19 protein-coding genes and 1 pseudogene are annotated in these 20,760 nt (G+C 42.5%); 14 read left to right on the forward strand and 6 right to left on the reverse strand.

What is annotated here, in order from left to right; genetic code table 11:
* Positions 1 to 233: 233 nt before the first annotated feature.
* Positions 234 to 1,208 (reverse strand): DUF3592 domain-containing protein, encoded by a 975-nt coding sequence (locus tag H9659_RS06785; protein WP_191689163.1) that lies wholly within the window; start codon positions 1,206 to 1,208, stop codon positions 234 to 236.
* Between the two features lie 359 nt (positions 1,209 to 1,567).
* Positions 1,568 to 1,759 (reverse strand): annotated as a pseudogene (locus tag H9659_RS06790) (nuclease-related domain-containing protein); the annotation flags it as partial.
* Positions 1,760 to 1,948: 189 nt separating this feature from the next.
* Between H9659_RS06790 and H9659_RS06795 the strand changes: the two are divergent.
* The 4 genes from H9659_RS06795 (at position 1,949) to H9659_RS06810 (ending at position 5,774) form a co-directional block, all read left to right on the forward strand.
* The gene (locus H9659_RS06795; RefSeq protein ID WP_191689164.1) at positions 1,949 to 2,575 is read left to right on the forward strand and encodes a hypothetical protein; all 627 of its coding nucleotides are present in this window, start codon (positions 1,949 to 1,951) and stop codon (positions 2,573 to 2,575) included.
* Positions 2,576 to 2,921: 346 nt separating this feature from the next.
* A complete protein-coding gene (locus H9659_RS06800) occupies positions 2,922 to 3,143 on the forward strand; it encodes a heavy-metal-associated domain-containing protein (RefSeq protein ID WP_191689165.1) in 222 nt (73 codons plus the stop codon).
* A 25-nt stretch (positions 3,144 to 3,168) separates the two neighbouring features.
* Complete coding sequence (locus H9659_RS06805) at positions 3,169 to 5,055, forward strand: heavy metal translocating P-type ATPase (RefSeq protein ID WP_191689217.1); 1,887 nt, start codon at positions 3,169 to 3,171, stop codon at positions 5,053 to 5,055.
* Between the two features lie 11 nt (positions 5,056 to 5,066).
* Positions 5,067 to 5,774, forward strand: a complete 708-nt coding sequence (locus tag H9659_RS06810) for a Crp/Fnr family transcriptional regulator (RefSeq protein WP_191689166.1) — start codon at positions 5,067 to 5,069, stop codon at positions 5,772 to 5,774.
* Between the two features lie 368 nt (positions 5,775 to 6,142).
* Here the strand turns inward: H9659_RS06810 and H9659_RS06815 are convergent, their stop codons facing one another.
* Entirely contained in the window at positions 6,143 to 6,796 is a 654-nt protein-coding gene (locus H9659_RS06815; RefSeq protein WP_191689218.1) for a 2OG-Fe(II) oxygenase, read from the reverse strand.
* A gap of 376 nt (positions 6,797 to 7,172) precedes the next feature.
* On the opposite strand from H9659_RS06815, the gene H9659_RS06820 reads away from it, so the two are divergent.
* The 4 genes from H9659_RS06820 (at position 7,173) to H9659_RS06835 (ending at position 11,006) form a co-directional block, all read left to right on the forward strand.
* Entirely contained in the window at positions 7,173 to 7,862 is a 690-nt protein-coding gene (locus H9659_RS06820; RefSeq protein ID WP_191689167.1) for a FadR/GntR family transcriptional regulator, read from the forward strand.
* Positions 7,863 to 7,924: 62 nt separating this feature from the next.
* Complete coding sequence (locus H9659_RS06825) at positions 7,925 to 9,100, forward strand: CynX/NimT family MFS transporter (protein WP_191689219.1); 1,176 nt, start codon at positions 7,925 to 7,927, stop codon at positions 9,098 to 9,100.
* A 487-nt stretch (positions 9,101 to 9,587) separates the two neighbouring features.
* Positions 9,588 to 10,247, forward strand: coding sequence for a hypothetical protein (locus tag H9659_RS06830; RefSeq protein WP_191689168.1), 660 nt, complete (start codon positions 9,588 to 9,590; stop codon positions 10,245 to 10,247).
* Between the two features lie 126 nt (positions 10,248 to 10,373).
* Positions 10,374 to 11,006, forward strand: coding sequence for a lysoplasmalogenase (locus tag H9659_RS06835; RefSeq protein WP_191689169.1), 633 nt, complete (start codon positions 10,374 to 10,376; stop codon positions 11,004 to 11,006).
* A gap of 92 nt (positions 11,007 to 11,098) precedes the next feature.
* Here H9659_RS06835 and H9659_RS06840 read toward each other — a convergent pair whose 3' ends face one another.
* Entirely contained in the window at positions 11,099 to 12,544 is a 1,446-nt protein-coding gene (locus H9659_RS06840; RefSeq protein WP_225217699.1) for a M28 family metallopeptidase, read from the reverse strand.
* Between the two features lie 519 nt (positions 12,545 to 13,063).
* Here H9659_RS06840 and H9659_RS06845 point away from each other — a divergent pair.
* The 5 genes from H9659_RS06845 (at position 13,064) to H9659_RS06865 (ending at position 15,732) form a co-directional block, all read left to right on the forward strand.
* A complete protein-coding gene (locus H9659_RS06845; protein WP_191689170.1) occupies positions 13,064 to 13,372 on the forward strand; it encodes a hypothetical protein in 309 nt (102 codons plus the stop codon).
* A gap of 33 nt (positions 13,373 to 13,405) precedes the next feature.
* On the forward strand, positions 13,406 to 13,921 hold the full coding sequence (locus H9659_RS06850; RefSeq protein WP_191689171.1) for a hypothetical protein: 516 nt from the start codon (positions 13,406 to 13,408) through the stop codon (positions 13,919 to 13,921).
* A gap of 353 nt (positions 13,922 to 14,274) precedes the next feature.
* Entirely contained in the window at positions 14,275 to 14,688 is a 414-nt protein-coding gene (locus H9659_RS06855) for a DUF4275 family protein (protein ID WP_191689172.1), read from the forward strand.
* A gap of 116 nt (positions 14,689 to 14,804) precedes the next feature.
* Positions 14,805 to 14,999 carry a hypothetical protein gene (locus tag H9659_RS06860; protein WP_191689173.1) on the forward strand — a complete coding sequence of 65 codons (195 nt, stop codon included), beginning with the start codon at positions 14,805 to 14,807 and terminating at the stop codon, positions 14,997 to 14,999.
* 136 nt (positions 15,000 to 15,135) lie between these two features.
* Entirely contained in the window at positions 15,136 to 15,732 is a 597-nt protein-coding gene (locus H9659_RS06865) for a hypothetical protein (protein ID WP_191689174.1), read from the forward strand.
* An 85-nt stretch (positions 15,733 to 15,817) separates the two neighbouring features.
* Here H9659_RS06865 and H9659_RS06870 read toward each other — a convergent pair whose 3' ends face one another.
* Positions 15,818 to 17,650 (reverse strand): alkaline phosphatase family protein, encoded by a 1,833-nt coding sequence (locus H9659_RS06870; protein WP_318240699.1) that lies wholly within the window; start codon positions 17,648 to 17,650, stop codon positions 15,818 to 15,820.
* A gap of 435 nt (positions 17,651 to 18,085) precedes the next feature.
* Between H9659_RS06870 and H9659_RS06875 the strand changes: the two genes are divergently transcribed.
* On the forward strand, positions 18,086 to 19,243 hold the full coding sequence (locus H9659_RS06875; RefSeq protein ID WP_191689176.1) for a DUF3221 domain-containing protein: 1,158 nt from the start codon (positions 18,086 to 18,088) through the stop codon (positions 19,241 to 19,243).
* A 624-nt stretch (positions 19,244 to 19,867) separates the two neighbouring features.
* Here H9659_RS06875 and H9659_RS06880 read toward each other — a convergent pair.
* A complete protein-coding gene (locus H9659_RS06880; RefSeq protein WP_191689177.1) occupies positions 19,868 to 20,647 on the reverse strand; it encodes a serine hydrolase in 780 nt (259 codons plus the stop codon).
* Between the last annotated feature and the right edge of the window lie 113 nt (positions 20,648 to 20,760).

The following is a 20,760-nucleotide window of genomic DNA, read 5'->3' on the forward strand; positions in this document are numbered from 1 at the left end:
TAGGTGCCTGTATGGTAAACAATCCTAAATGTTCAACCAAAAGCGATTGGTACTTACTTAAGCATCTGTATCTGCTAAAAGTCTATCTATTTCGATTCGGAGTGCATTTTTATAAAATAATCGAATTTATGCTATTTAACTCCACACATTTTATAATATGTTGTCTGAGTTAGTCTCTCACACCTTCTGCACGAATTTGATTGAGATTCAAATGAACGATACCCTTCAAACATTCACCGAACATCCTCCTCCAGCCGTTTATGCCATTTCCCTTTTAACCTGCTGTCATAATAAGCCCAGATCACAAATCCGCTGACCGCTAAAAACGAGCCATAGACGAGCATCTCCCACGTGAGCATTGCCTGGAAGACGTCCTGGACGGAAGTGCCGCGGACAAATAGATCGTAAGGATTGGAAGAATTATAGGTGATGGGCAGTCGGTCGCCGATGTCGTAATCAGCATAGGTATGACGGGTCACATCTTTGATGACCTGAATCGTATCGCCATTCTGATCATCGAATGCGACAGTGAATTCATAAGTGGAGTCTTCATATTTCCGGTAGGTGACATCCGAATACTTGTCGAAAATCGTCGCTTCCGCTTCTGTCTTCCCGACAGGCATCATTTTCCGGAATAGATTGAGGAGGAAGCGGCTCGCTAAAAAGAGGAAGAGGAGGACAATGACCCCGGCAACTCTCCAGCCAGTTTCTTTCTGCTTCCTGTTCTTTTTGCGCTTTTTGCGTTTCTTCTTTACATAGCGCTTGTATGCGGCCTTCTGTTCTGCCTGCTCAATTGCAGGGATGGACAAGATCGTGGCAACCAGGCAGCAGAACGCTAAAAATCCAAGTACACCGATACCCACCAGATAGAACAAGCTGTCCATCAGGATATCGCGGCTCGTTGAAAAACCCGTCGATCCGGTGGCATAGCCCTCTATTTCATCCCCAAGGGTGAGTTCTGTCATCTGTTTCTTTGAGATGCGGTACAGTTCTTCTGACGGTGTTCCGTCCGGCTGCTCGATTTTCGCATAATAAGCGGGCGGGGTGAGCAGGCTTTTTGAACCGACTACGCTTGCGACCGTCTCTGTTTTCGGCTCTGCGTCCAAAAGGTCATACTCGTCGATATACGACGATGTGAGAGCCCATGTCAGCAGGCTGAAAAAAATCGTGATGGCGGCCATTCCGATAAGTTCCTTGAACGTTTCCATTTACGACACTCCCGTGGATTCATTGCTTTCATCATATCCAAACGTATACAGAAAGAGCAATATGTATTGAACAGGAGACAATTTGAAGTTTGTCTTCCTAAGTGTTTCATGCACTTGCCAATTTTTAACTACCTGCATTATCAAGAAGTTGCTTCTTTGTCTCATTATCTTAGTAATAAATCAAGATGAAAAAGCATGGGTTCTATAAATAAAATTGTTACCAATTATCATTCTGTGGATGAAGCTTCCTGCCATTAAAAGACTGCCTCTGCGCCAATTTATCGGAGGGCAGTCTTTTCGCTGTTTGAAGGTTACGGTAGTCGGTCGACATGGATAATGAAAGCAATAAATACCTTTATATAGTCTTTCACTTCTAGAACGACAAGTCCGAGGTCTGGTCCAATAATGACGAAGTCCGGACGTTTACCACGGATCTCGGGTTCATAGTACACAATATAATCATCAGGCAAGTACGTTTTTAGTGAATGGAACAGCTGTCGCTCCCCGGCAGTTGACGTTGTCCGGATAGTCTCCGGAATCGTATAGGCCATTTGATAACCTCCTCTTGCATGCTTATCTCGAGTATACTATGAAATAGGGGAAACATGGGAAAATGTGTTGAGAATAGTAGAACTTTTACGATAAATGGAGAGGTCTGGTGTAATAATCGTAATGGATAGCGTCATCGTATTGGAAGGACTGGCAGACAAAACATGCAGTTAAAAATAGGAGATGAGGGAATGAACGTGAAAAAAAGTTATTTAGTTGCTGTGCTACTAGCAGCAATCATCTTCATATCTGTTCTAGTCATTGATAATAGTGATGATACGGATCCCGACTCCGGGAGTACGATTGAACACGTGGCTCTTTCAGGACCAGGCGAAATATCCGACTATACGGATCCGCCGGATTTGACTGAACATCAAGTGGCATTGAACGATCTATACGTGAAGATCCCTAATCAGAAAAGAGATGTGGAACTGACGAAGAGAACAACGGACAACTACATCATCGTAGACATTAGTGACAAAGAAACCGGTGAGTTGTTATACACATATGGTGAGTCGAGTGGTCACGAGAAAGAGAAGCTGGTGTTCCGGGAAATCCCGACGAAAGAGGGCATGGTTCTCTTGCAGATGGTAGTGATTTTGGATCCAATGGACCGGTTAATCAGTACGGTCGTTGATACAACAGTCGTCTATGACCCCAAACCTGATGAAGTTGAAACGGAAGCGATCGATTACGGTTCAAGGTCAGGAGAGTTTCCAGCCGAAAACGTTGAAGTGCTGGCGAATCTCAATATGAAATGGGGAAATGAAAGACAGAATTTATACGAAGGCTATGAAGTTGGTGTCATTGGAGAATAACGGTTCAGAAAATTTGAAGTTCACCTGTTCCCAAACGATCATGGAAGTTCGTCCAAACACGATCGTTTGGTGCACAGGTGCGTTTTTTATGTCGGTGCATAACATGTAAAATGGAATTCATCGTATATGCGTGAATCGTCCAGACCTGTTGAGAGTCAAAACAGGTCTGGACTTTTTTGGTATTGATATGCACTGTGAAACACTCATGACTGTAAAAGCTGACCAGGAAGTGTAGCGCGCAGATATCTTTCACGAAACTTGAGATACATCAAGGTTCCAAATCATACTCCGTTTTATACTAAAGGTGGAAATAACGTACACAACAAAAAAGAGGAGGATGAAAAAGATGAAAAAAGGTGTTTTCACATTAGAACCGCTCAGCTGTCCGTCTTGTATTAAGAAGATTGAAGGGGCATTAAAGAAAATGAATGGCGTGAAAGAAGTGAACGTACTGTTCAATTCCAGCAAAGTACGTACACAGTTTGATGAAGAACTGGTCACTGCAGAGGAAATTCAACACACTATTGTCAAACTAGGGTATCCTGTCCTGGCTCAAAAAGTGTCTTGAAAACAAATTGATGGGAGGCTTCATGATGAACATGAAAAGAACGTCTCAAATCACAGCCGTAACAGCTGTGCTTCTAGTTCTTGCGATCGGACTTCACTTTGCGGGGGTAACCGGGATGAAACAATGGACGCTAATCGCTGCCACGGTTATCGCAGGGACCCCGATTGCTTGGAAGGCGATCCAAGCATTGCGCATGAAAGCGTTCAGCATCGAACTTCTCGTAACGATTGCGGTTATAGGAGCACTCGTCATCGGAGAATATGTTGAATCGGCAGCAGTTACTTTTCTCTTCCTATTCGGTGCCTATCTCGAAATTCGCACACTGGAAAAAACCCGATCATCGCTTCACTCCCTGATTGACATGGCCCCTCTCGAAGCAACGGTTAGACGCAATGGCGAAACGCTGACAGTTCCAGTGGACGAAGTCATGAAAGGTGACCGTGTCATTATCCGCTCTGGAGAAAAAGTGGCTACTGACGGCATTATCCTTACGGGGAACGCAACCGTGAACGATGCGGCCATTACTGGAGAATCGCTACCGGCAAGCAAAACTATTAATGATCGGGTCTTTAGCGGAACAATCGTCGATAACGGTTTTATAGAAGTCATCGCAGACCGCGTGGGGGACGATACGACATTTGCGCGCATCATTGAACTCGTTGAAGAAGCTCAAGAAACTAAATCTAAGACACAAAAGTTTCTCGATCGCTTTGCATCGATCTACACACCGGCCATTGTTATTTTATCGATCCTGGTTTACATCTTCACACGAAATATCGAAATGACACTGACATTCCTTGTAGTTGCCTGTCCGGGGGCACTCGTGATTTCCGCTCCCGTATCCATCGTTGCAGGTATCGGAAATGGGGCACGCAATGGTGTCCTCGTCAAAGGTGGAGAAATTATGGAGAGTCTATCCAAAATCGATACAGTCGTATTTGATAAAACGGGAACACTCACACGAGGACGTCCGGAAGTGATGAACATCCACGTAATTTCAGGGAATGAAAGAGAATTATTACGGCTTGCGGCAGAAGCGGAAATGATTTCAGAACATCACCTTGGGCAAACCGTCGTAAAAGAGGCTCAAAGGCGAGGCATCCCGCTGCTCAACAAACCTGAAGAAGTTGAAATTATTGAAGGAAACGGAATACGCGTGAAAGTTGAAGGGAGAGTACTCACTGTCGGAAACCGAAAGTTGATGGCGACAAAAGGCATTGTCATTGAAAAGCTAGCGGAAGCATATGCAGTCCAACGTGAAGAGGTCGGAAATACAGCCATTTTCGTAGCGATTGACGGTATAGTACAAGGTATCATCTCCATCGCAGACCAGATCCGCCCAGAAGCAAAGAGGGCAATCCGTGAGCTTAGAGAAAATGGTGTCAAACAGGTCATTATGCTAACAGGTGACAATCGCCATACAGCTAACCTAGTAGGTCAACAGCTCGGACTCGATCAAATCCATGCAGAGTTGTTGCCGGAAGAGAAAGTGGCATGGATAAAAAAACTAAAAGATGCAGGGCACATAGTTGCTATGGCTGGTGACGGCATTAACGACGCGCCTGCAATCGCAACAGCGGATATCGGACTCGCAATGGGCGAGGGTGGTACAGACATTTCAATGGAAACAGCAGATGTCGTACTCATGGCCGACAGATTAGACCAGTTCTCCCATGCACATGCTCTTGCCAAAGCGACAATTCGGAACATGAAGCAAAACACATATTTTGCAGTCGCCACAGTTTTTCTTCTGCTAGCTGGGGTGCTATTCGGAAAGGTATTTCTTGCATCCGGAATGCTCATTCACGAACTGAGTGTCCTGATTGTCATTCTGAACGCAGTCCGATTAATGAGGTATACTAAGAAGAAAGGTAAGACACAAGACACGAATGCTTTACTCCAACCTGAGTGAGGGGGATATGCATGATAAAAAATAATCAGTGTAGTCATGAAGCGGAAAATTCCGCTGGGATGCGTGAATTATGTATTTCTACCGTGCCGATTTTCAATCATTTAGAAGCAGATGAAATGAACGAGATCGTAAATACTACAAACTCTGTCAAGTATTCACGTGGAGACACAATCTACCGCGCTGGCGACAAGTCAGTGGGTCTTCAAATTGTGCATAGAGGACGCCTCAAGATTTACAGACTGTCTGAAACCGGTAAAGAGCAACTTGTGAGGATCTTAGGACCGGGTGATTTTACAGGTGAACTTTCTTTGTTCAGCGAATCTGTTCACGATGCCTACGCGGAAGCTATGGAATCCGTGGAAATATGTGTGATGAATCGGGAGGATTTTCAACAGTTTTTATTAAAATACCCAGCCATCTCAGTTAAAATGTTAACCGAGTTTTCTTCCAGGTTATTAAAAACGGAAAAACAAACAGCAAGTCTTGCTATGGATACAGCCGAAACAAGAATTGCGATGTATCTTGCAGAGCAAGTAAAAGAGCAACAAAACAAATTAGTGTCATTGCCGATGACCAGAAAAGACCTTGCCTCCCACCTAGGGACTACCCCGGAAACAGTGAGTCGAAAGCTCTCTGAATTTGAAGAAGCCGGTTGGATTGAACAAAGAACACAGAGGAAGATTAAAGTGCTGGATTTGGATGCATTATTGACTAGGTGATATTTTTCAAAACAATGAGCTTCTATGGGCGCTAAAACTTTGAAGCTGTGCTGTAGAAGCAGGGTGTTGCACTGGAAACGCTGTCCAAGAAAAATGAGAGTGTGAGCAACGAGGAGAATAATTCGATTTGAACTGGAATTCATAATATCAATTTTAAAAGCCCAGATCTGTTAAGCACTAAAACAGGTCTGGACTTTTTTAATGCAGTAAAAAGTTCTGTGTGAGCATCATCCATCATGAAGGTTCAAACGACCGTGAAGTTTCATTTCAAGATTGTCTTACATTCAAATGCTTCTTCAACAGATGTCCTAATTGATTAACTATTCAGATATAAAATTCAACAATACGATTCAATTTTAATAAGTCTTTCACCTTACCCGTTGTTTTCTCATCCATTGCGTCGCTACCCACTTTTCCCCGATTTCCACAGGTGCTCCGCCATGCAGCGTTAAATCATTCAGCGATGCATCATTATAGAAATACTCGAAGTAGACGGCCATTCCTTTTCGTGGCGTGACGGTAAGGTTCAGATGGGGGAAGAATGTTTCGCCACCTTGTTCGACATCATTCAAGTACATGACCAGCGTACTGATCCGATTGTTCGTGACATGACTCTTTGCCGAGAAGAAATCATGATGGGCTCTGTATTCTTGATCCGGCGTATACCGGAGAATCTGAAGTCCTTCTCCATGTTCGATCGGGATATTCATCACTGCTTCAATTCTTTTTTCGACTCTCGATACAATTGCGTTCTCGCTTTCTTCTATAAACATACTGCTGCTTGTTCTCAACTCATTTTCTTCACGCGTTGTACCAATTTTTGAACGTTTCACCTTGTCTGTCGCCAAGCGGATCAGTTCCTCGCACTCTTCGTCACTTAAAACGTTGCCTAACACAACAATCAATGGCTCCTCGATTTTCGCGACGATTTCAATCTCTCTATCTGTTTGTATTTTCTTACCAACATGATTAAATATCGTTTGCTCTCTATTCTCCGCTATCAACTTCGAACACCTCTTCATTTGCTTGATTTTCAAATCAACTACGTAATTATGCAATGAGTGTACAGCTAATATCGGACTTTTCGTTCGGTTCACACTTCCTCTTTGGATATAAATTCATTTTATTTTAGCATGCTGGATAAGATATCGTAAAATGTGAACATAGTAAAAAGGATAGTTATATATTCCTGTTTTTGTAATGGGATTTTCATTCATCTATGAGAAGTGACCAAGGTGGGAAACCCAATTTCGGTTTCTCAGGCAAGCATGTGCACCCATTTTAAACCTACATGTTTTCAAAAGCTCCACTTCTTCTATTTACATCAAATTAGTTACATGATACATTGCTAATGTCCAATCATCCTACAACTTTTGATAAAACATAGGAGGTGCGCATATGCCAATAAAGATAGAACGTTTGTCGCTGGTCGAGCAAGTCGTGACACAAATGGAACAGCTGATTGAAAGCGGCCATTGGAAAATCGGTGATCGATTGCCAGCTGAAATGCAGTTAATGAAAGAGTTCGGCGTGAGTCGAAATACACTAAGGGAAGCGGTAGGCGGGTTAGTGCATGCCGGGTTACTTGAGACGAAGCAAGGTAGCGGAACGGTTGTGAAATCATCGAGTGCTTTTGGTGTAGCGCTGCATAGACAAATTGAAAAGTCGAGTGTTATGGAGACATTGGAGGTGCGCCTTGCATTAGAAAGAGAAGCTGCCCAGTTAGCAGCGACTCGGCGTGATGAACTTGATATTGAATCGTTGACTAAGGCGATCCAATTATGCAGATTGGCATCTGAAAAAGGGGACGTACAAGAATTTTTACAAGCCGATATCCTTTTCCATAAAGCAATGGTGAAAGCATCACATAATACAATGTTAGAGCGTATATATGAACATATAACAGAACCGCTGCGCTCTTCAATTGAAGAAGTGATGATGGCTGCTGAAGACTTTAGATATAATGGAGAAGTTCATCATGAACTTCTTGAAGCCATTAAAATGCAAGATGTGCAAGCAGCTATTAGTCACGTGAACACTTACATAAATGGCTTTAGAGAGAAGATCGAGCTCATACAGGAGGACTGAATTTGCAAAAAGATTCATTATCAAAACAGACAGCAACAGATACTAAGAAAAAATGGTTCTTAATGATCGGGGTAATCTTAATTGCCATCAATTTGAGATCACCCCTTACGTCAATCGGTTCTTTAATAACTACGATACGAACGGATTTGGAGTTGAATCATGCGTTGGCGGGAACGATTACGACATTTCCTTTGCTCGCATTTGCCCTTCTTTCACCTTTCGCTCCAAAAATAGCGCACAAAATAACGATGGAACGGACAATTTTCCTTTCATTGATTGTATTAGCCATTGGTATTATTTTACGTTCTTCTTTTGGAACCGTTGCGCTTTTCGCAGGAACGATATTAATTGGCGTGGCCATTTCGTTTGGCAACGTTCTGCTCCCTGGATTCATTAAAATGAACTTTCCCTTGAAAGTTGGCATCATGACCGGTATGTATGGCGTGTTCATGAACATATTTGCAGCACTGGGGTCAGGTTTAAGTGTTCCCTTAACATCAATCGGTGAAATCGGCTGGAAAGGATCCCTCGCATTTTGGTCAATTCCTGTTTTCGTAGCGATTGTCATATGGGCCCCCCAACTGAAAAAGACAAAAGAGCCAATCGCCTATTCTAAGGCAACGTCCCAAGAGAAGTTGTCGCTAGTTCGATCGCCGCTTGCGTGGTCGATTACGTTATTCATGGGATTGCAATCTCTTATTTTTTATACATTAGTGACGTGGTTACCCGAAATCCTGCAAGGCATGGGGTATAGTATGAGTGGAGCTGGATGGATGCTATTTTTTATGCAAATCGCCATTCTTCCTTTTAACTTCATTATTCCGATCCTTGCCGAACGCATGAAAAATCAGACCCTGCTAAGTGCGGCGACTGCAGCTCTGTTCATACTCGGTATTTCAGGCGTTTTGCTTGGAAAACAATCGTTCATGCCAGTGGCAGTCATTATGATCGGTATTGGCGCAGGGAGCGCATTCAGCTTATCGATGATGTTCTTCAGCTTGAGAACAAGCAATGCTGTGGAAGCATCGGATATGTCAGGTATGGCACAATCATTCGGTTATTTACTAGCAGCTACAGGTCCAATCGTATTTGGTGCTTTACATGATATGACAGATAGTTGGACAATGCCTCTCATCATGCTCATTGTGTTGGCTGTCGTCATCCTGATAGTCGGTTTGTCGGCTGGAAGGGACAAAGTGATTCGAAATAAAGTTGAAGAAGAGCCGACACGCTCATAAACTGTAGTTACACTGGCATTTATTTATTACTTTATTTTTCTGATTCACTGATCCTTGATGGAGCTAGGTGCGTGAAAGCCCGATAATTAATGTAGCTGGTGGCCGAGATCATCACTTATTAAAATATAAAACAAAGGATCTATGTAAAAGTCCAGTTCTGTTGAACGTTAAAACAGAACTGGACTTTTTCAATAGTATAGGCTGAGAAGCAGTAACAGCATATGTTTTTCGGTTTATCGAGTATTGTGACAATTAATGATTACTGGTAAGATGTGGATAGGAAATACCCCTACAGTAAGTTGGTGTTCACGCAATTATTTATCAATCTACTTTAAGAACAGGTTGTTGGATATGACGTCAAAAACTGTTTAATAAAGTGCTTACAAAATTCAACCGTTGAACCGCCACAATTTAACAGTGAAGGTAAGAGTGGATTTTCCTTGTTACGTGTACAAAAAAACAATCTTCAAAAGGGGGAGGTGGATTCTTGATAAAAGACAAACGAAAGTTCACTTTATCTTTAGCTATTTTATTTATTCCTTTAATATTGGCGCTTCCATTTCCAAACAGATGGCCATTAGGTGAAACGATATTTTCAGCCGTGGGCATCCCTGTCCAGTTTGCTGGCGGATTCCAGATGGTCGGCATTACACTCATAGTGTTACTTTTAGTTGGCTTGACTCTGCTTGTGAATTCGTTGGAAAAGTATCAAAACCGCATTGCTTTCCTTGCTTGTTTGGTTGTGCTCTTGGCTCCTGGTTTTCTAGTGAATGTCTTTCAGAAAAACTTTGCGACGGGTATTGATGCGGTTTCGTATTCCGGAGAGGCGAGTACTTGCCGTTTTGAAATGGCGGACGAAAAAACATTGCATGGTCAATGCAGTCTAACTTTTCGAAACCTGGGGGGCGAGTCTACCCGAATTGCTGTTGAGTTCCTTGAATGGCATATTTCCCCCGACGACATGCCTATGTCATCGCTCATGAATGAGGGAGGTCCTTATGAAGTCACTCTCAACGGGAAAGAACAATTAAGGGTTGAGTTTGAAACGGATATCGATGTCTCTAATATGGAATCCCATATTGAAAGCGGGGAAACGATGGGTATGGAAATTAAAATAACATCGGATGGTAAAAGCAGAGAACTTTAAACGGTTTTCGGGGTATGTCTCTTGAACTAAGCAGTCGTCTGAGAATAAACATTGTAAAGAGTACCTGGTTACCTGTAGGCACTGGATAACATGTAGGGATTTCTACTGTAAAGGAGAGGGATTGTCTTGCGCAAAGTTCTACTGACCCTGATTGGCGTGATGGGTTTTATTTATATTTTTCTAATTCCTGAAGATCCGGTGGGCATGAAAATCGCTATGAAACTGGTGCCTATGATATTGATTATCCTATATGGGGCCTTGAACAAGTCTCTGATTTCTCCGCTCTATAAAAGGACTGTTCTTATTGGTCTTAGCGTTTGCATGATTGCGGATGCGGCAATTTATTGGTTCATGGCGGGACTTGCCACTTTTTTAGTCGGTCATTTGTTTTATATCGCTGCTTTCCGGAAAGCCAGCCGTAAGCCCGTCCCCCTAATTGCTGCCGTCCCGCTACTCTTTTACGGACTTTTTATGGCCGTGTGGATTGCGGTACCGCAACTGGTTTCAGGTGAATTATTCCTGAGCGTAGCGATAATTGCTTATATGGCGGTCATTCTACTGATGGGGTGGGAAGCAATCCGCACTCGGCTCCCGCTTGTGATAACAGGCGCCCTTCTTTTCATCTGCTCAGATTCTTTGTTGGCGATCGATCGATTTGTGACTCCACTTCCTGCACGTGATGCGCTCGTCATGATTACTTATTACGCTGCGCAGACCTTCATTGCTGCGAGTATCGGAAGCCGGGTTCCTGACGTTTAATCCTGACGGGGTGTGCTAGTTTTGGGTAAATAAATCGGAAAAATACCTGTGCGAGAAACATGTATGCATCTCGCACAGGTATTTAAATTTAATTATCTTTTCAATCCTGGAACATCTTTTCTTACGACATCAAACAATCCAGCGCCAATGATCTCAAGGGCAGATTGCATTCTGTCCTGAGAAATATTATCTTCAAGTGTATCTTGCGGGGTATGATACACTTTTTCGATGTGATAAACTAACGGATCCCAACTGTCGATTCCCATCCATATGAATAGTGCAGAAGGAATCCCAGCATTATGGAACGGTACGTGGTCACTCGAGCCGAATTTACCAGGTAAGATATCCGAATTTCCAAGTCGTGCACCTGCCGCTGTTGTCGAATCTGTAACAATATTTGTACTGCCGTCTACGGTCATAGCATAGAGGTTCTTTGCAAGATCGTAATTCGTCGCTACCATGTCGGGATTGAATACTGCGACTATATTATCCCGTTCTGCTTGCGACAATTGGTCAACATAATATCTCGATCCTAACAAACCACGTTCTTCTGAACCGAACGCAATGAACTTCATGTCTATATCTGTATTATATCCTTTAAATACACGAGCTAACTCGAGCATTAAACCTGTGCCTGACGCATTATCATTTGCCCCTGGAGCACCGACTACACTATCCATATGGGCGCTTAGAATCACTTCTTTGCCATTATTCTTTTTATTCTTGGCTTTTTTCGTTCCGATGACGTTAACCGATTGCAAATTGGAATAATGTTTCGAGCTAAGCGAAATCTCAACAGGACCATTGTCCATCTGTTCTTTCAACCATTCCCCTTGAATATAAGCTGCTCCATAAACAGGGATGTCATAGGATTTCGTCAAACTAGGATTGAAAGTGGAACCATAGTTGCCGCGGCTCCCTACAACACTTTGAAGAATGACCCCGCTAGCACCAGCAAGTACTGCATTGTCAACTTGCAAGCGGTAATTTGCCGTTGAGGAAGCACGTGTTAATAAGACAACTTTCCCTTTGACATCTGCCGGGAAATCATTTGCATTCGTACCGTCTTCCACGAAAATAACTTCTCCATTCATTGGTGTATCACTTATCTTCCCGTTAGGTGCCGCACCCATCTGCCATGATTCTCCATCAGCAAATTCAACAGTTGCAATATATTGATCAGCGACCGGGAAATATTGATAGTCCACTTCATAGCCGTTGTTTTTAAGCTGACTTGCTACATAATCGGCTGCTTGCTTTTCAGCTTCCAATCCTCCGGGACGCGGACCGATTTCCTCAGACAAATACCTGATATGTTCAATCGCCTTCTTCGCATCCACACGTGCAACAACTTTTTGGTCATGTGCTGCATTTGACTTTCCAGTTACGACTTGCGACGTTAAAGGTTCAGCGTTTGCTTGTCCGAATTCCGCAATTGGAAATGCACTGAAAACCAATGTCCCTGCAAGTGTTATTGTTAAAATTGACTTCTTGAAAGCTTTACTGCCATTTCCAATCCCTGTCATACTTTCCTTCATAAAACTATCCAACTCCTTCTGCGATAATAATTAGTTCGTCCTTTTCTAAGTTAAACAGATGAATAGGGAAGTCGTTAATGAAAGTCATCAGTCGAATCGTTCATAAACCACACTCCTTCGATTGTCTAATAGTTTAAGTCGCTAAAAGCATTCTCTTTTTGCTCTATGAACTCCTCCACAGAAAGTGAAAACAGCTATTAATTCACATAAAAGTGAGAATTTTATGGGTTTTTAGAAGTGATAGGGGCCCGGCTGTGAAATAGTCCGGTAATCTCAACGTTTGAAGTGGTACAAATCATCAGAAAAGAATACAGGGAGAGATTCTACTAAAACGTGATTGCTTTTCTTCTTCTTCTTATTAGAGCCGGAACTTGGGCTAGTGTGGCTATTCGGTTTGCAGGAAAAGATTAGCAGTATGTATTCCAATAAATTTCCAAGTGATGTATGATGAAGGCATGGATAATTCATGGAATAAACTAAATCTTGTAACTTGGTTTAATGAAGAAAGGAGATCATCACATGAACAAGCGAATCCAAAACGGAGCGTTGTATGGGTTCATCATCTCCATCGCGCTCGGTCTGCTCCTGGCGAACTATACAGCCACGACATATGAAGGAGATTTGACAATCATCACCTACTTGCCTGTATACGACTATGTGGTGGCAGTCCTAAGATACGGTGCAATCGGAACGCTAATCGGAATGTTCATAGGCTGGCGGAAAAACAAGGCAGAATATGAGGGTCCGAAAACCTATTATGGTGAAGTGTTTCTCGGAGTCTTTTTTCTCTCCATAGGGATCGCCGCACTCGCCTTTCTGTGGAGTTGAAAGTCAAGTCATCGGAAAGAGTAGGGGGGCAAAGTGAAAAAGAAGAGACTCACGGTGTTATTTCTTTTCGTTGCTTCACTGGGGGCAGGGTGTTCTGCATGGGATGCGTTCCGCGGATGCCCGGACGGTCAAATTGAATGGATGGATATACTTATGATCATCGATATCAAATATTCCAGTGACTTCAAACATCCGGATGATTATGCTCTGCCCAAAATAGGTAAAAGCATCGGCAAGGTCAAGTATATGCTCGCCGATCATGCCTGTGCCAATCATAGATTGCGAAACGGAGATGCCTCGTATGTGCCGATAGGGGAGGAAGTTTTTGTAGCGAAAGGCTACAAATCGGAATTTCGTGTCATTGCAAATGGCCGCGTGTTTGAAGCAATCGAAAATCCGAAAGCAGAAACACTCGGAGACTTCGCCGATATACAAGGGAAAGTGACCAAAATCAGTATCCACAGCGATAATGAAGATAACCTCATTGGTGAACTGGATAGAAAACAGACAGATGAATTTCTTAAAGAGTACCTGTCACCTGTTTATTGAGGAGATATTGACGCAGAAGATGAGAAAAAAAGAAACAACCAACTCATTATTTTCTTTCACTTGGATGATGGGTCAACTTACCAAACAATCTACGTGCTGGACGAAAATATTTTTGGTGATGTAGCGTATGGCAATAAAAGACGAAGGGAATTATTGATACATTAATAAAGAGGTGAGCGCAGCGGGAATTTCGAAAAATAGCTTACCGGAAGCAAAATCATTGATTACGGCTGGATCCTTTGCCTGTAGGGAATTCTGCCAATTGTGGTGTATGAATACTTGAAAATTAAGTAAGGGAAAACACATTTATAAGGAAATTAATGTAAGAAAATTTATTGATAGGGGAAACTAAGATGCGATCTCAAGAACTTGAAATAATGGAAATCCCGAGATGGGGTACCTATTTACGAGGAATTTGGCTAGAAACATTTTCAGAACACTTGACCATTAAAGAACGCAAGGAAATCTACCTGGATTCCTTCTTGTGGCATCTCTGCAGTTATAAAAAGGCAGCCTGTCTTGAAAAGGAAGAGGCCATCCGAGCCTTCGAAAAGCAAAGAAAGGAGAAATGTACGATTTTTTATCAATTCATCAATGACGCTTATTTAGTTCAAAATGCTGCAACTCTATCTATGAAAGACCTACCGTACGAAGAGCTGAGTTGGGATTATTCAGATATATACGTTATGGACTGGGAAAACAAGTGGACATTCATCATCACACATGAGCATGACTCTTTGGGTCCATACTATATTTCTCTCCAATAATTTATTTTTCCATAATCACAGGACTACACAACTCATATAGTAATTGTTGAATTTAGGAATTACAGTGTTGTATAAGCAGAGCTTTCGACTTTATTTAAGAAAGGAAGTAGGTTTTCATGACTAAAAACGGATGCAAGTATGTCATTGTGCTATTTGCTTTGCTGACGTTCTATCAGTGGATTGCAACTCCGGAAATTCGTTGGTCAAACAATATTGGAATATCCTCACTGGCCTTTTTCATATTTCTACTTGTTGAGTGGGCGGATCAACGGTATGGCTGGAAGAAATCGAAACACGAAAGAGTAAGTTGATGCGAAAAACATGAGATTTACTTGAGTTGTAATTTTATAAGTGCAAAATGCCTTTAACTGAACCAAACCAGATTTACTCACTGTAGTTAAAAACTGTAGAGGTGGAAAGTAATTGAAAAACGGGGAGGCAAAACTGATGGAAAAAATACCTTTTGAACGTCCAACGAACTATTATGATGAACATCTGTACCCGATTGATGAACAGATTTGTGCTTTATTAAAACAACGTAAGGATCTCTCGGATAATAACCCTAGTTATCCGTCTGAAGAAATGATCGTTAATTTGGCTGAAAAGTATGAGCTCTATGAAGACTTTTTAAGTTCGTTGTTCGGAACGCTGAAAATGGAAGATTTATTTAAACCACGTGTGGAACCGATTGGATTTAGAAAGCACATACCTGTTTTACAATCAGTTGAAATAGATGAGCGTTTATATTCTGTAACTTTTATTAGGCAGTTCGAGAATGCCAGCGTCGTGAACCTCAATATCGATTGGGATGGTACAAATGATGATCCACACCTACTTGATCACGATAACTTCGAATTGTTTGTAGGCGAATCATACGATTGCCGAATGGAAAGCGGAGGGGGCTCGACAGGATATTACCACTATAACTATATTATTTCTCCGCCGTTACCAGATGATTCTTCTGGCATTGACTTACTATTTAAAGAATATAAAGACCATTTCAAAGAGAAACCGACAGGTCTTGAGTTCTGTATTCATTTGTAATACATTTCAATAATAAATATAAAAAAACCTGTGCATGAAACGATCATGAATGTTTGAATAAACATGAAAGTTTGCTGCACAGGCACTAGTTTGTTTTCCAAATCGGTTGTCCCTCTACAAAATCGGGTGCCTGTAAATCTAATAACTCATATAAACTTGGAGCGATATCTGTCATTGTAATTCTGTAGTTCAATTCACCAGGTGAAATCCGTGGACCTGATGCAAACAATATCGGGCGTAGTCTCGGACGCTCTGGATTTCCGCCATGACTGCCCATTTCCAGCGTTGGTTCAGCAGCAATGTTTGCATCTTTCCCCATCAAAAATCCTGGAGCGGCAGATAAGAAGACATCTCCACTATTTCCGTTATTTATTGATGCATATTCATCGTCTTTATCTGTCCAGATTACCTCGTAAGGCGTGACTTCCTCTTTATCTGATGAAAACATTGTCACCTTGGGATAGGTAACCCCTTTATAAGCTGTATCATTCTTTTCGCTCAGCCATTGGTAAACTAGATTTGCTGCTTTTCGCGGATCGCGATAAAGAGGGGAGAAGACGGATCGATTTGCGAATGCTGATACAATTTCTTGTTTCACTTCAGCGAATTCTGATGGATCCACAATTCCTTCTTTCTCTCTGCCTTTTAAGTTTACGTACACATGGGCAATCGTCCCACTCGCTTCAGCGTATGCTTTTGTTTTAGACGAATCAATCGTTCCATCCTTATCTTTCACTAGAAGTCCCGCTTTTTCGAGTTCCTCATTCGGAGATAATCGTGTATGAACCGGCTCTAGCCCATGATCAGAGATGAGTAGTAAGTGATCATCAGGTTTCTGATTGTCTTTGATTCTCCCAATCATCTGATCTACTTGTGCAAATGCCCAACTTACATACATCTCTTTCTCCTGGACAGCTGCCAGATCATAGCCTGGCTGTGCAGTATCTCTCAATAAAAATTCATGGAGTTCAGTATCCACTGTTGGATAATAGTAAAACAGCAAGTCAGGTCGATATGTATCTTTAATGTACAAACTGACATCGGTCACCCACTCAGCAAACCGTTCTCCAGCCTGTTCGTACTCTTTTCTTGTAATAGTTCCTGCAGTAAATGCCCCTAATTCATCAGCAGCCGGATAAAATCCGAATTCCGATTCAATCTTCTCCGCAAAACCCTCCGGCCCGCGGTAGATTCCGCCCATTACCGTACCTTGAAACAATTGAAGTCCATCTTTTTTTGAGATATCTCCTTTTAGCATGATATATAATCCCGAGCTATCAAAATAGGGTATATCCAAGACGACGGCATTCCAGTCGTCCACTGAGATCTCTTCTCCGATTTTGTTTGGATCCGCGGAAATGTAGAGCTTCGGTTCTTTTTCAACTGTTCTCAGCACGAATAGTTGCTGAGTGGGATAGTCTTCAATATCCAATGTAACTACGGCTTCTTCAACTTCTATTGATTTTGAAACCAGTTGGCGGACTCGATCATCTTTTATTGATGAAAATTCCAAGTCATGAAGGGCGGATTCAGCCAACGTTCCGCCTGAATACACCGCGTACGTAGCAGCAGAAGCATTCTCCGGATTTGAGTCGGGGAAAGCCACGGTTGCTGTAACTTTTCCTTGATTTTTGGCCTCATTCCAAATCGGGGTCACTCCAAGCGTCTGTGAAAATCCACTTTGATCGTCTTTTAGTTTTCTTCCTTGATTATGAAATTCATTGCTGACGATGCCTGTTGCTGCTGGTCCTGCACCTGTTGCCATCGCAGCATGTGATGGTGCGGTCAAGGAAGGCATGACAGTGACGAAATCGGTGGCGTAGGCTGATCCATGTTGAAACTCCTGCAAGTTAGGCATAATCCCATTATTCATATAGCGCTGGGCATCCATATTACCTAACCCATCGAACGACACCACACTGATTGTACTTGTGGGCTCACCCGCATAAGCGGACTGGGTACTACTAGAGGTGATACTGATAAAAATAATGATACTAAAAACTTTTATGTACTTATGTATAGTGAAATCCCTCGCTTTTCAGAACTATTCCCCAGACTTGTATCCCCTTTATTCATATGACTTAAACTAGTATTTCAAAAAAATCGGGCTAGAACTGAATCTCCTTCTAATAATCTTGGCGCTGCCAATCATTCTTTATCAAACTACCGTACATTGAAGGAATTTGACGATAAAGGAGTTTCTACCACTTTTTTCATGTAGTTATTATAAAATGTCTAGCCGCCGAATTTGCTGACAACTAGTTAGACCCGCATATAACTTTACCTGATTGGTTCCTGAAAACTGTAACATTCCAACAGTACCTCCGTCTAACTTGTCAAAGGGGGTTGAACCATGAATAAAGTGATCGTTACCATCATATTATCTATTTCTTTATTGGCGGGCGGATGCGGGACATCCGGAATAGAGCGGACATTAGTCAGTAATTCTGATGAGCAACAAGACAGCGGCGAGGTTAAAACAAACAGTCGTGAAATTATTGCAGAACTGAAGCAGACAGTTAAAAAGACGCCTAAACGAGATCAATTAGCTCTTGAGCAACTAACAAGAACAGATTATAAAGAAGGCTTATTCGGGGAACCATCCAAGGAATTGGAGGAAGACATGGCGGTCCAGGCGATAGAAGGACTGGCTGCAATCGAAGCATTCGAAAAAGTGTACGGCGGTTATGCAGGATTCGACAAAGAGGGTGTGATCTTTTTTGAAAATCAGATGGACGGTGCTACACAATCTGGTATTTGGATCGGAGTGAAAGACCCAGACGCGAGGTTGCAGGAGGTTCTCGACATCTTGCAGCTGAAAGTCGATGCAGGAGAAATTTTAGCGGAACCGATCTACATTTTCCTCAGTCCGCATACTCAGCATGAATTACATGTTCAGCAAGACAAAGTAGCAAAAGCGGTTGATGAACTGCATAGAGACCGAGGTTCGTATTCAGTATCCGTCGATACGATTTCAGGTGTGATTTCAATCGGACATGATTTTTTGAAAGCCGATCAGAAAAAAGGATTGGAAAAACAATTTTCTGAAGATACGTTGTATTTCAAGCAGGAAGGCAGTATGATCGCAGAGCCAGGAGAGTCCGCGATTATCAAACCGAAAAACGATGAAACTGACACTCCTGTGGAAGAAGGCGGATTTGTCCTGGGGATTTCGGACAGCAGCTTTTTTGTCGCTGGGGGATCGGAAAGTGCGGTAAGCTATTCATTCCACGAAGCCGATCAGCTGACAGTTGGACAGCGTGTGAAAGTGGAAGCGACCGGCGCAATTGCTGAGTCATATCCTGCGCAAGGTGAAGCGAAGTTCGTCGAAATCCTTTCTGATTATCATCCTGCGGGCGCAGTGCTTTCTGAATCACAAGTTGTTGAGAAAGCGATTCAGCAGAAGACGAGCGATTTTATCGTTATTGAAAAAGTGAGATATGAAGCATCCCGCAACGTTTGGACGCTGAAGCTGAACGATGAGAGTGTAGTGGAAATTGAAGATCGGTGAACGAGCAATATCCCCTTCACATGAGAACTCTAAAAAAATTCGGTCTTATTTCTGACATGCAATCTGCAATTGGGAGTTGTGTCGTCTAAAGTTGGGATTACTGAATTATACATAGTAATTGCAGCTTATTGAGAATCTATAAAACACTGCGCTTTCAAGGGGAAGAAGGTAGGTAGTCAAACAGTCCAGAAGAATTACGCTATAAAAAAATGTTACCCAATTTACTATACTATCTCTTACAGCAGTCACCACGCTTGGTATAGATGTTGACTTCATGACTGGCCTTCTAAACTCTGTTATTGCTCGTGCATTTGGTGTTTTAGGCAGTTCACTCTTCATAGATACCACTTGCGTATCGTTTGTTTGGAGTCCCAAATGATTTGTCATGTAAGTATTCGGTGTAGGCTTTGTCATAGGTGTTGTCTAAGACTCTTGTGAAACTGCACTGAATACATTCTCTGACGGCTTGTCACAGCAACTGTTGAATTTGCTAAAGAGGATAAGGAAAGTAAAGTAGGTAAAGCAGCTACTATAAAATCATAATGAGTTAGTAAGTAAAGCCACAAACACCGAAGAAGTTTTGGTGATTGTGGCTTTGTCAATTTCACGTACGTCTATTTCTGCTCATAGATAATCGATGATTGCTTTACCAATCGCCGCAATCGTTTTCTGACCTTCGTGGTTATGGTCCCAGTTTGATGTCAGAACAGCGATGTCGACGCGTCTGTTGCCTTTTTCAAAATAAGCGATGTCGTGTTCTATGCCTGGCAGGGTACCGGTTTTGTTTCCGATGATCAGATTGTCGTCAAAAATAGGCTGGTACGCAGGGAGCTTGTCGATCAGCTGTTGGTCACACATGATCGTCTTCAGCTGCTGTTTGCTAGTAAGTGACAGAAATTCGCTTGCTGGGTCCAAGCAAGCTAGGAAGCGGACCATATCTCTAGCGGTAGCGACATTTTCCAATCCCTTAGCCAAAGCGTCATAGTCCATGAATTTCCGGCTTACTAGTGAATGCTCCGCGCCAACTTGTCTGAAAAACGACTGGATGCGCTCAAAACCTACGTGTTCGATGACGAGGTTAGCTGCTGTATTGTCTGAGACGATGATGTATAAGATCAGCGCATTACGCAATGTAATCTGTTCCATGCTGTGCATATACGCTAAAATGCCCGATCCGCCAACAGGCTCTACGATTTTCATTGGTGTGTCCAAGTCAATTTCACCACGATCCGCAAATGCGAGACAAGCCATGGCAACCGGAACTTTCAAAATGCTTGCTGACCTTATCACTTCATCCGGTCGTATCGAAATTGTTCCATCCGGCGTATTTGCGTAAAGCGAGACGTTCCCAGCTGCGTCACTGCATATTCTGCGGAGTTCTTGTTCCAGTTGTATGTAATTCATTGTCTTCACCATCCCAGTTGAGTGTAAAGCAGCAAAAAAGTAAGAGCACCAGAGGATTCGAGTCCATTAACAGTGGGGGAACCTGAATCGTACAACGCCCTTCGTTTTAATCG

The sequence above is a fragment of the Sporosarcina gallistercoris genome, assembly GCF_014836415.1.
GTDB lineage: Bacteria > Bacillota > Bacilli > Bacillales_A > Planococcaceae > Sporosarcina > Sporosarcina gallistercoris.

What these genes read in the sequence shown, in the direction of transcription:
- H9659_RS06785 (WP_191689163.1), bottom strand. Translation starts at nt 1,208, where the DNA reads ATGGAAACGTTCAAGGAACTTATCGGAATGGCCGCCATCACGATTTTT.
- H9659_RS06795 (WP_191689164.1), top strand. Translation starts at nt 1,949, where the DNA reads ATGAACGTGAAAAAAAGTTATTTAGTTGCTGTGCTACTAGCAGCAATC.
- H9659_RS06800 (WP_191689165.1), top strand. Translation starts at nt 2,922, where the DNA reads ATGAAAAAAGGTGTTTTCACATTAGAACCGCTCAGCTGTCCGTCTTGT.
- H9659_RS06805 (WP_191689217.1), top strand. Translation starts at nt 3,169, where the DNA reads ATGAACATGAAAAGAACGTCTCAAATCACAGCCGTAACAGCTGTGCTT.
- H9659_RS06810 (WP_191689166.1), top strand. Translation starts at nt 5,067, where the DNA reads ATGATAAAAAATAATCAGTGTAGTCATGAAGCGGAAAATTCCGCTGGG.
- H9659_RS06815 (WP_191689218.1), bottom strand. Translation starts at nt 6,796, where the DNA reads ATGAAGAGGTGTTCGAAGTTGATAGCGGAGAATAGAGAGCAAACGATA.
- H9659_RS06820 (WP_191689167.1), top strand. Translation starts at nt 7,173, where the DNA reads ATGCCAATAAAGATAGAACGTTTGTCGCTGGTCGAGCAAGTCGTGACA.
- H9659_RS06825 (WP_191689219.1), top strand. Translation starts at nt 7,925, where the DNA reads ATGATCGGGGTAATCTTAATTGCCATCAATTTGAGATCACCCCTTACG.
- H9659_RS06840 (WP_225217699.1), bottom strand. Translation starts at nt 12,544, where the DNA reads ATGAAGGAAAGTATGACAGGGATTGGAAATGGCAGTAAAGCTTTCAAG.
- H9659_RS06845 (WP_191689170.1), top strand. Translation starts at nt 13,064, where the DNA reads ATGAACAAGCGAATCCAAAACGGAGCGTTGTATGGGTTCATCATCTCC.
- H9659_RS06855 (WP_191689172.1), top strand. Translation starts at nt 14,275, where the DNA reads ATGCGATCTCAAGAACTTGAAATAATGGAAATCCCGAGATGGGGTACC.
- H9659_RS06860 (WP_191689173.1), top strand. Translation starts at nt 14,805, where the DNA reads ATGACTAAAAACGGATGCAAGTATGTCATTGTGCTATTTGCTTTGCTG.
- H9659_RS06865 (WP_191689174.1), top strand. Translation starts at nt 15,136, where the DNA reads ATGGAAAAAATACCTTTTGAACGTCCAACGAACTATTATGATGAACAT.
- H9659_RS06875 (WP_191689176.1), top strand. Translation starts at nt 18,086, where the DNA reads ATGAATAAAGTGATCGTTACCATCATATTATCTATTTCTTTATTGGCG.
- H9659_RS06880 (WP_191689177.1), bottom strand. Translation starts at nt 20,647, where the DNA reads ATGAATTACATACAACTGGAACAAGAACTCCGCAGAATATGCAGTGAC.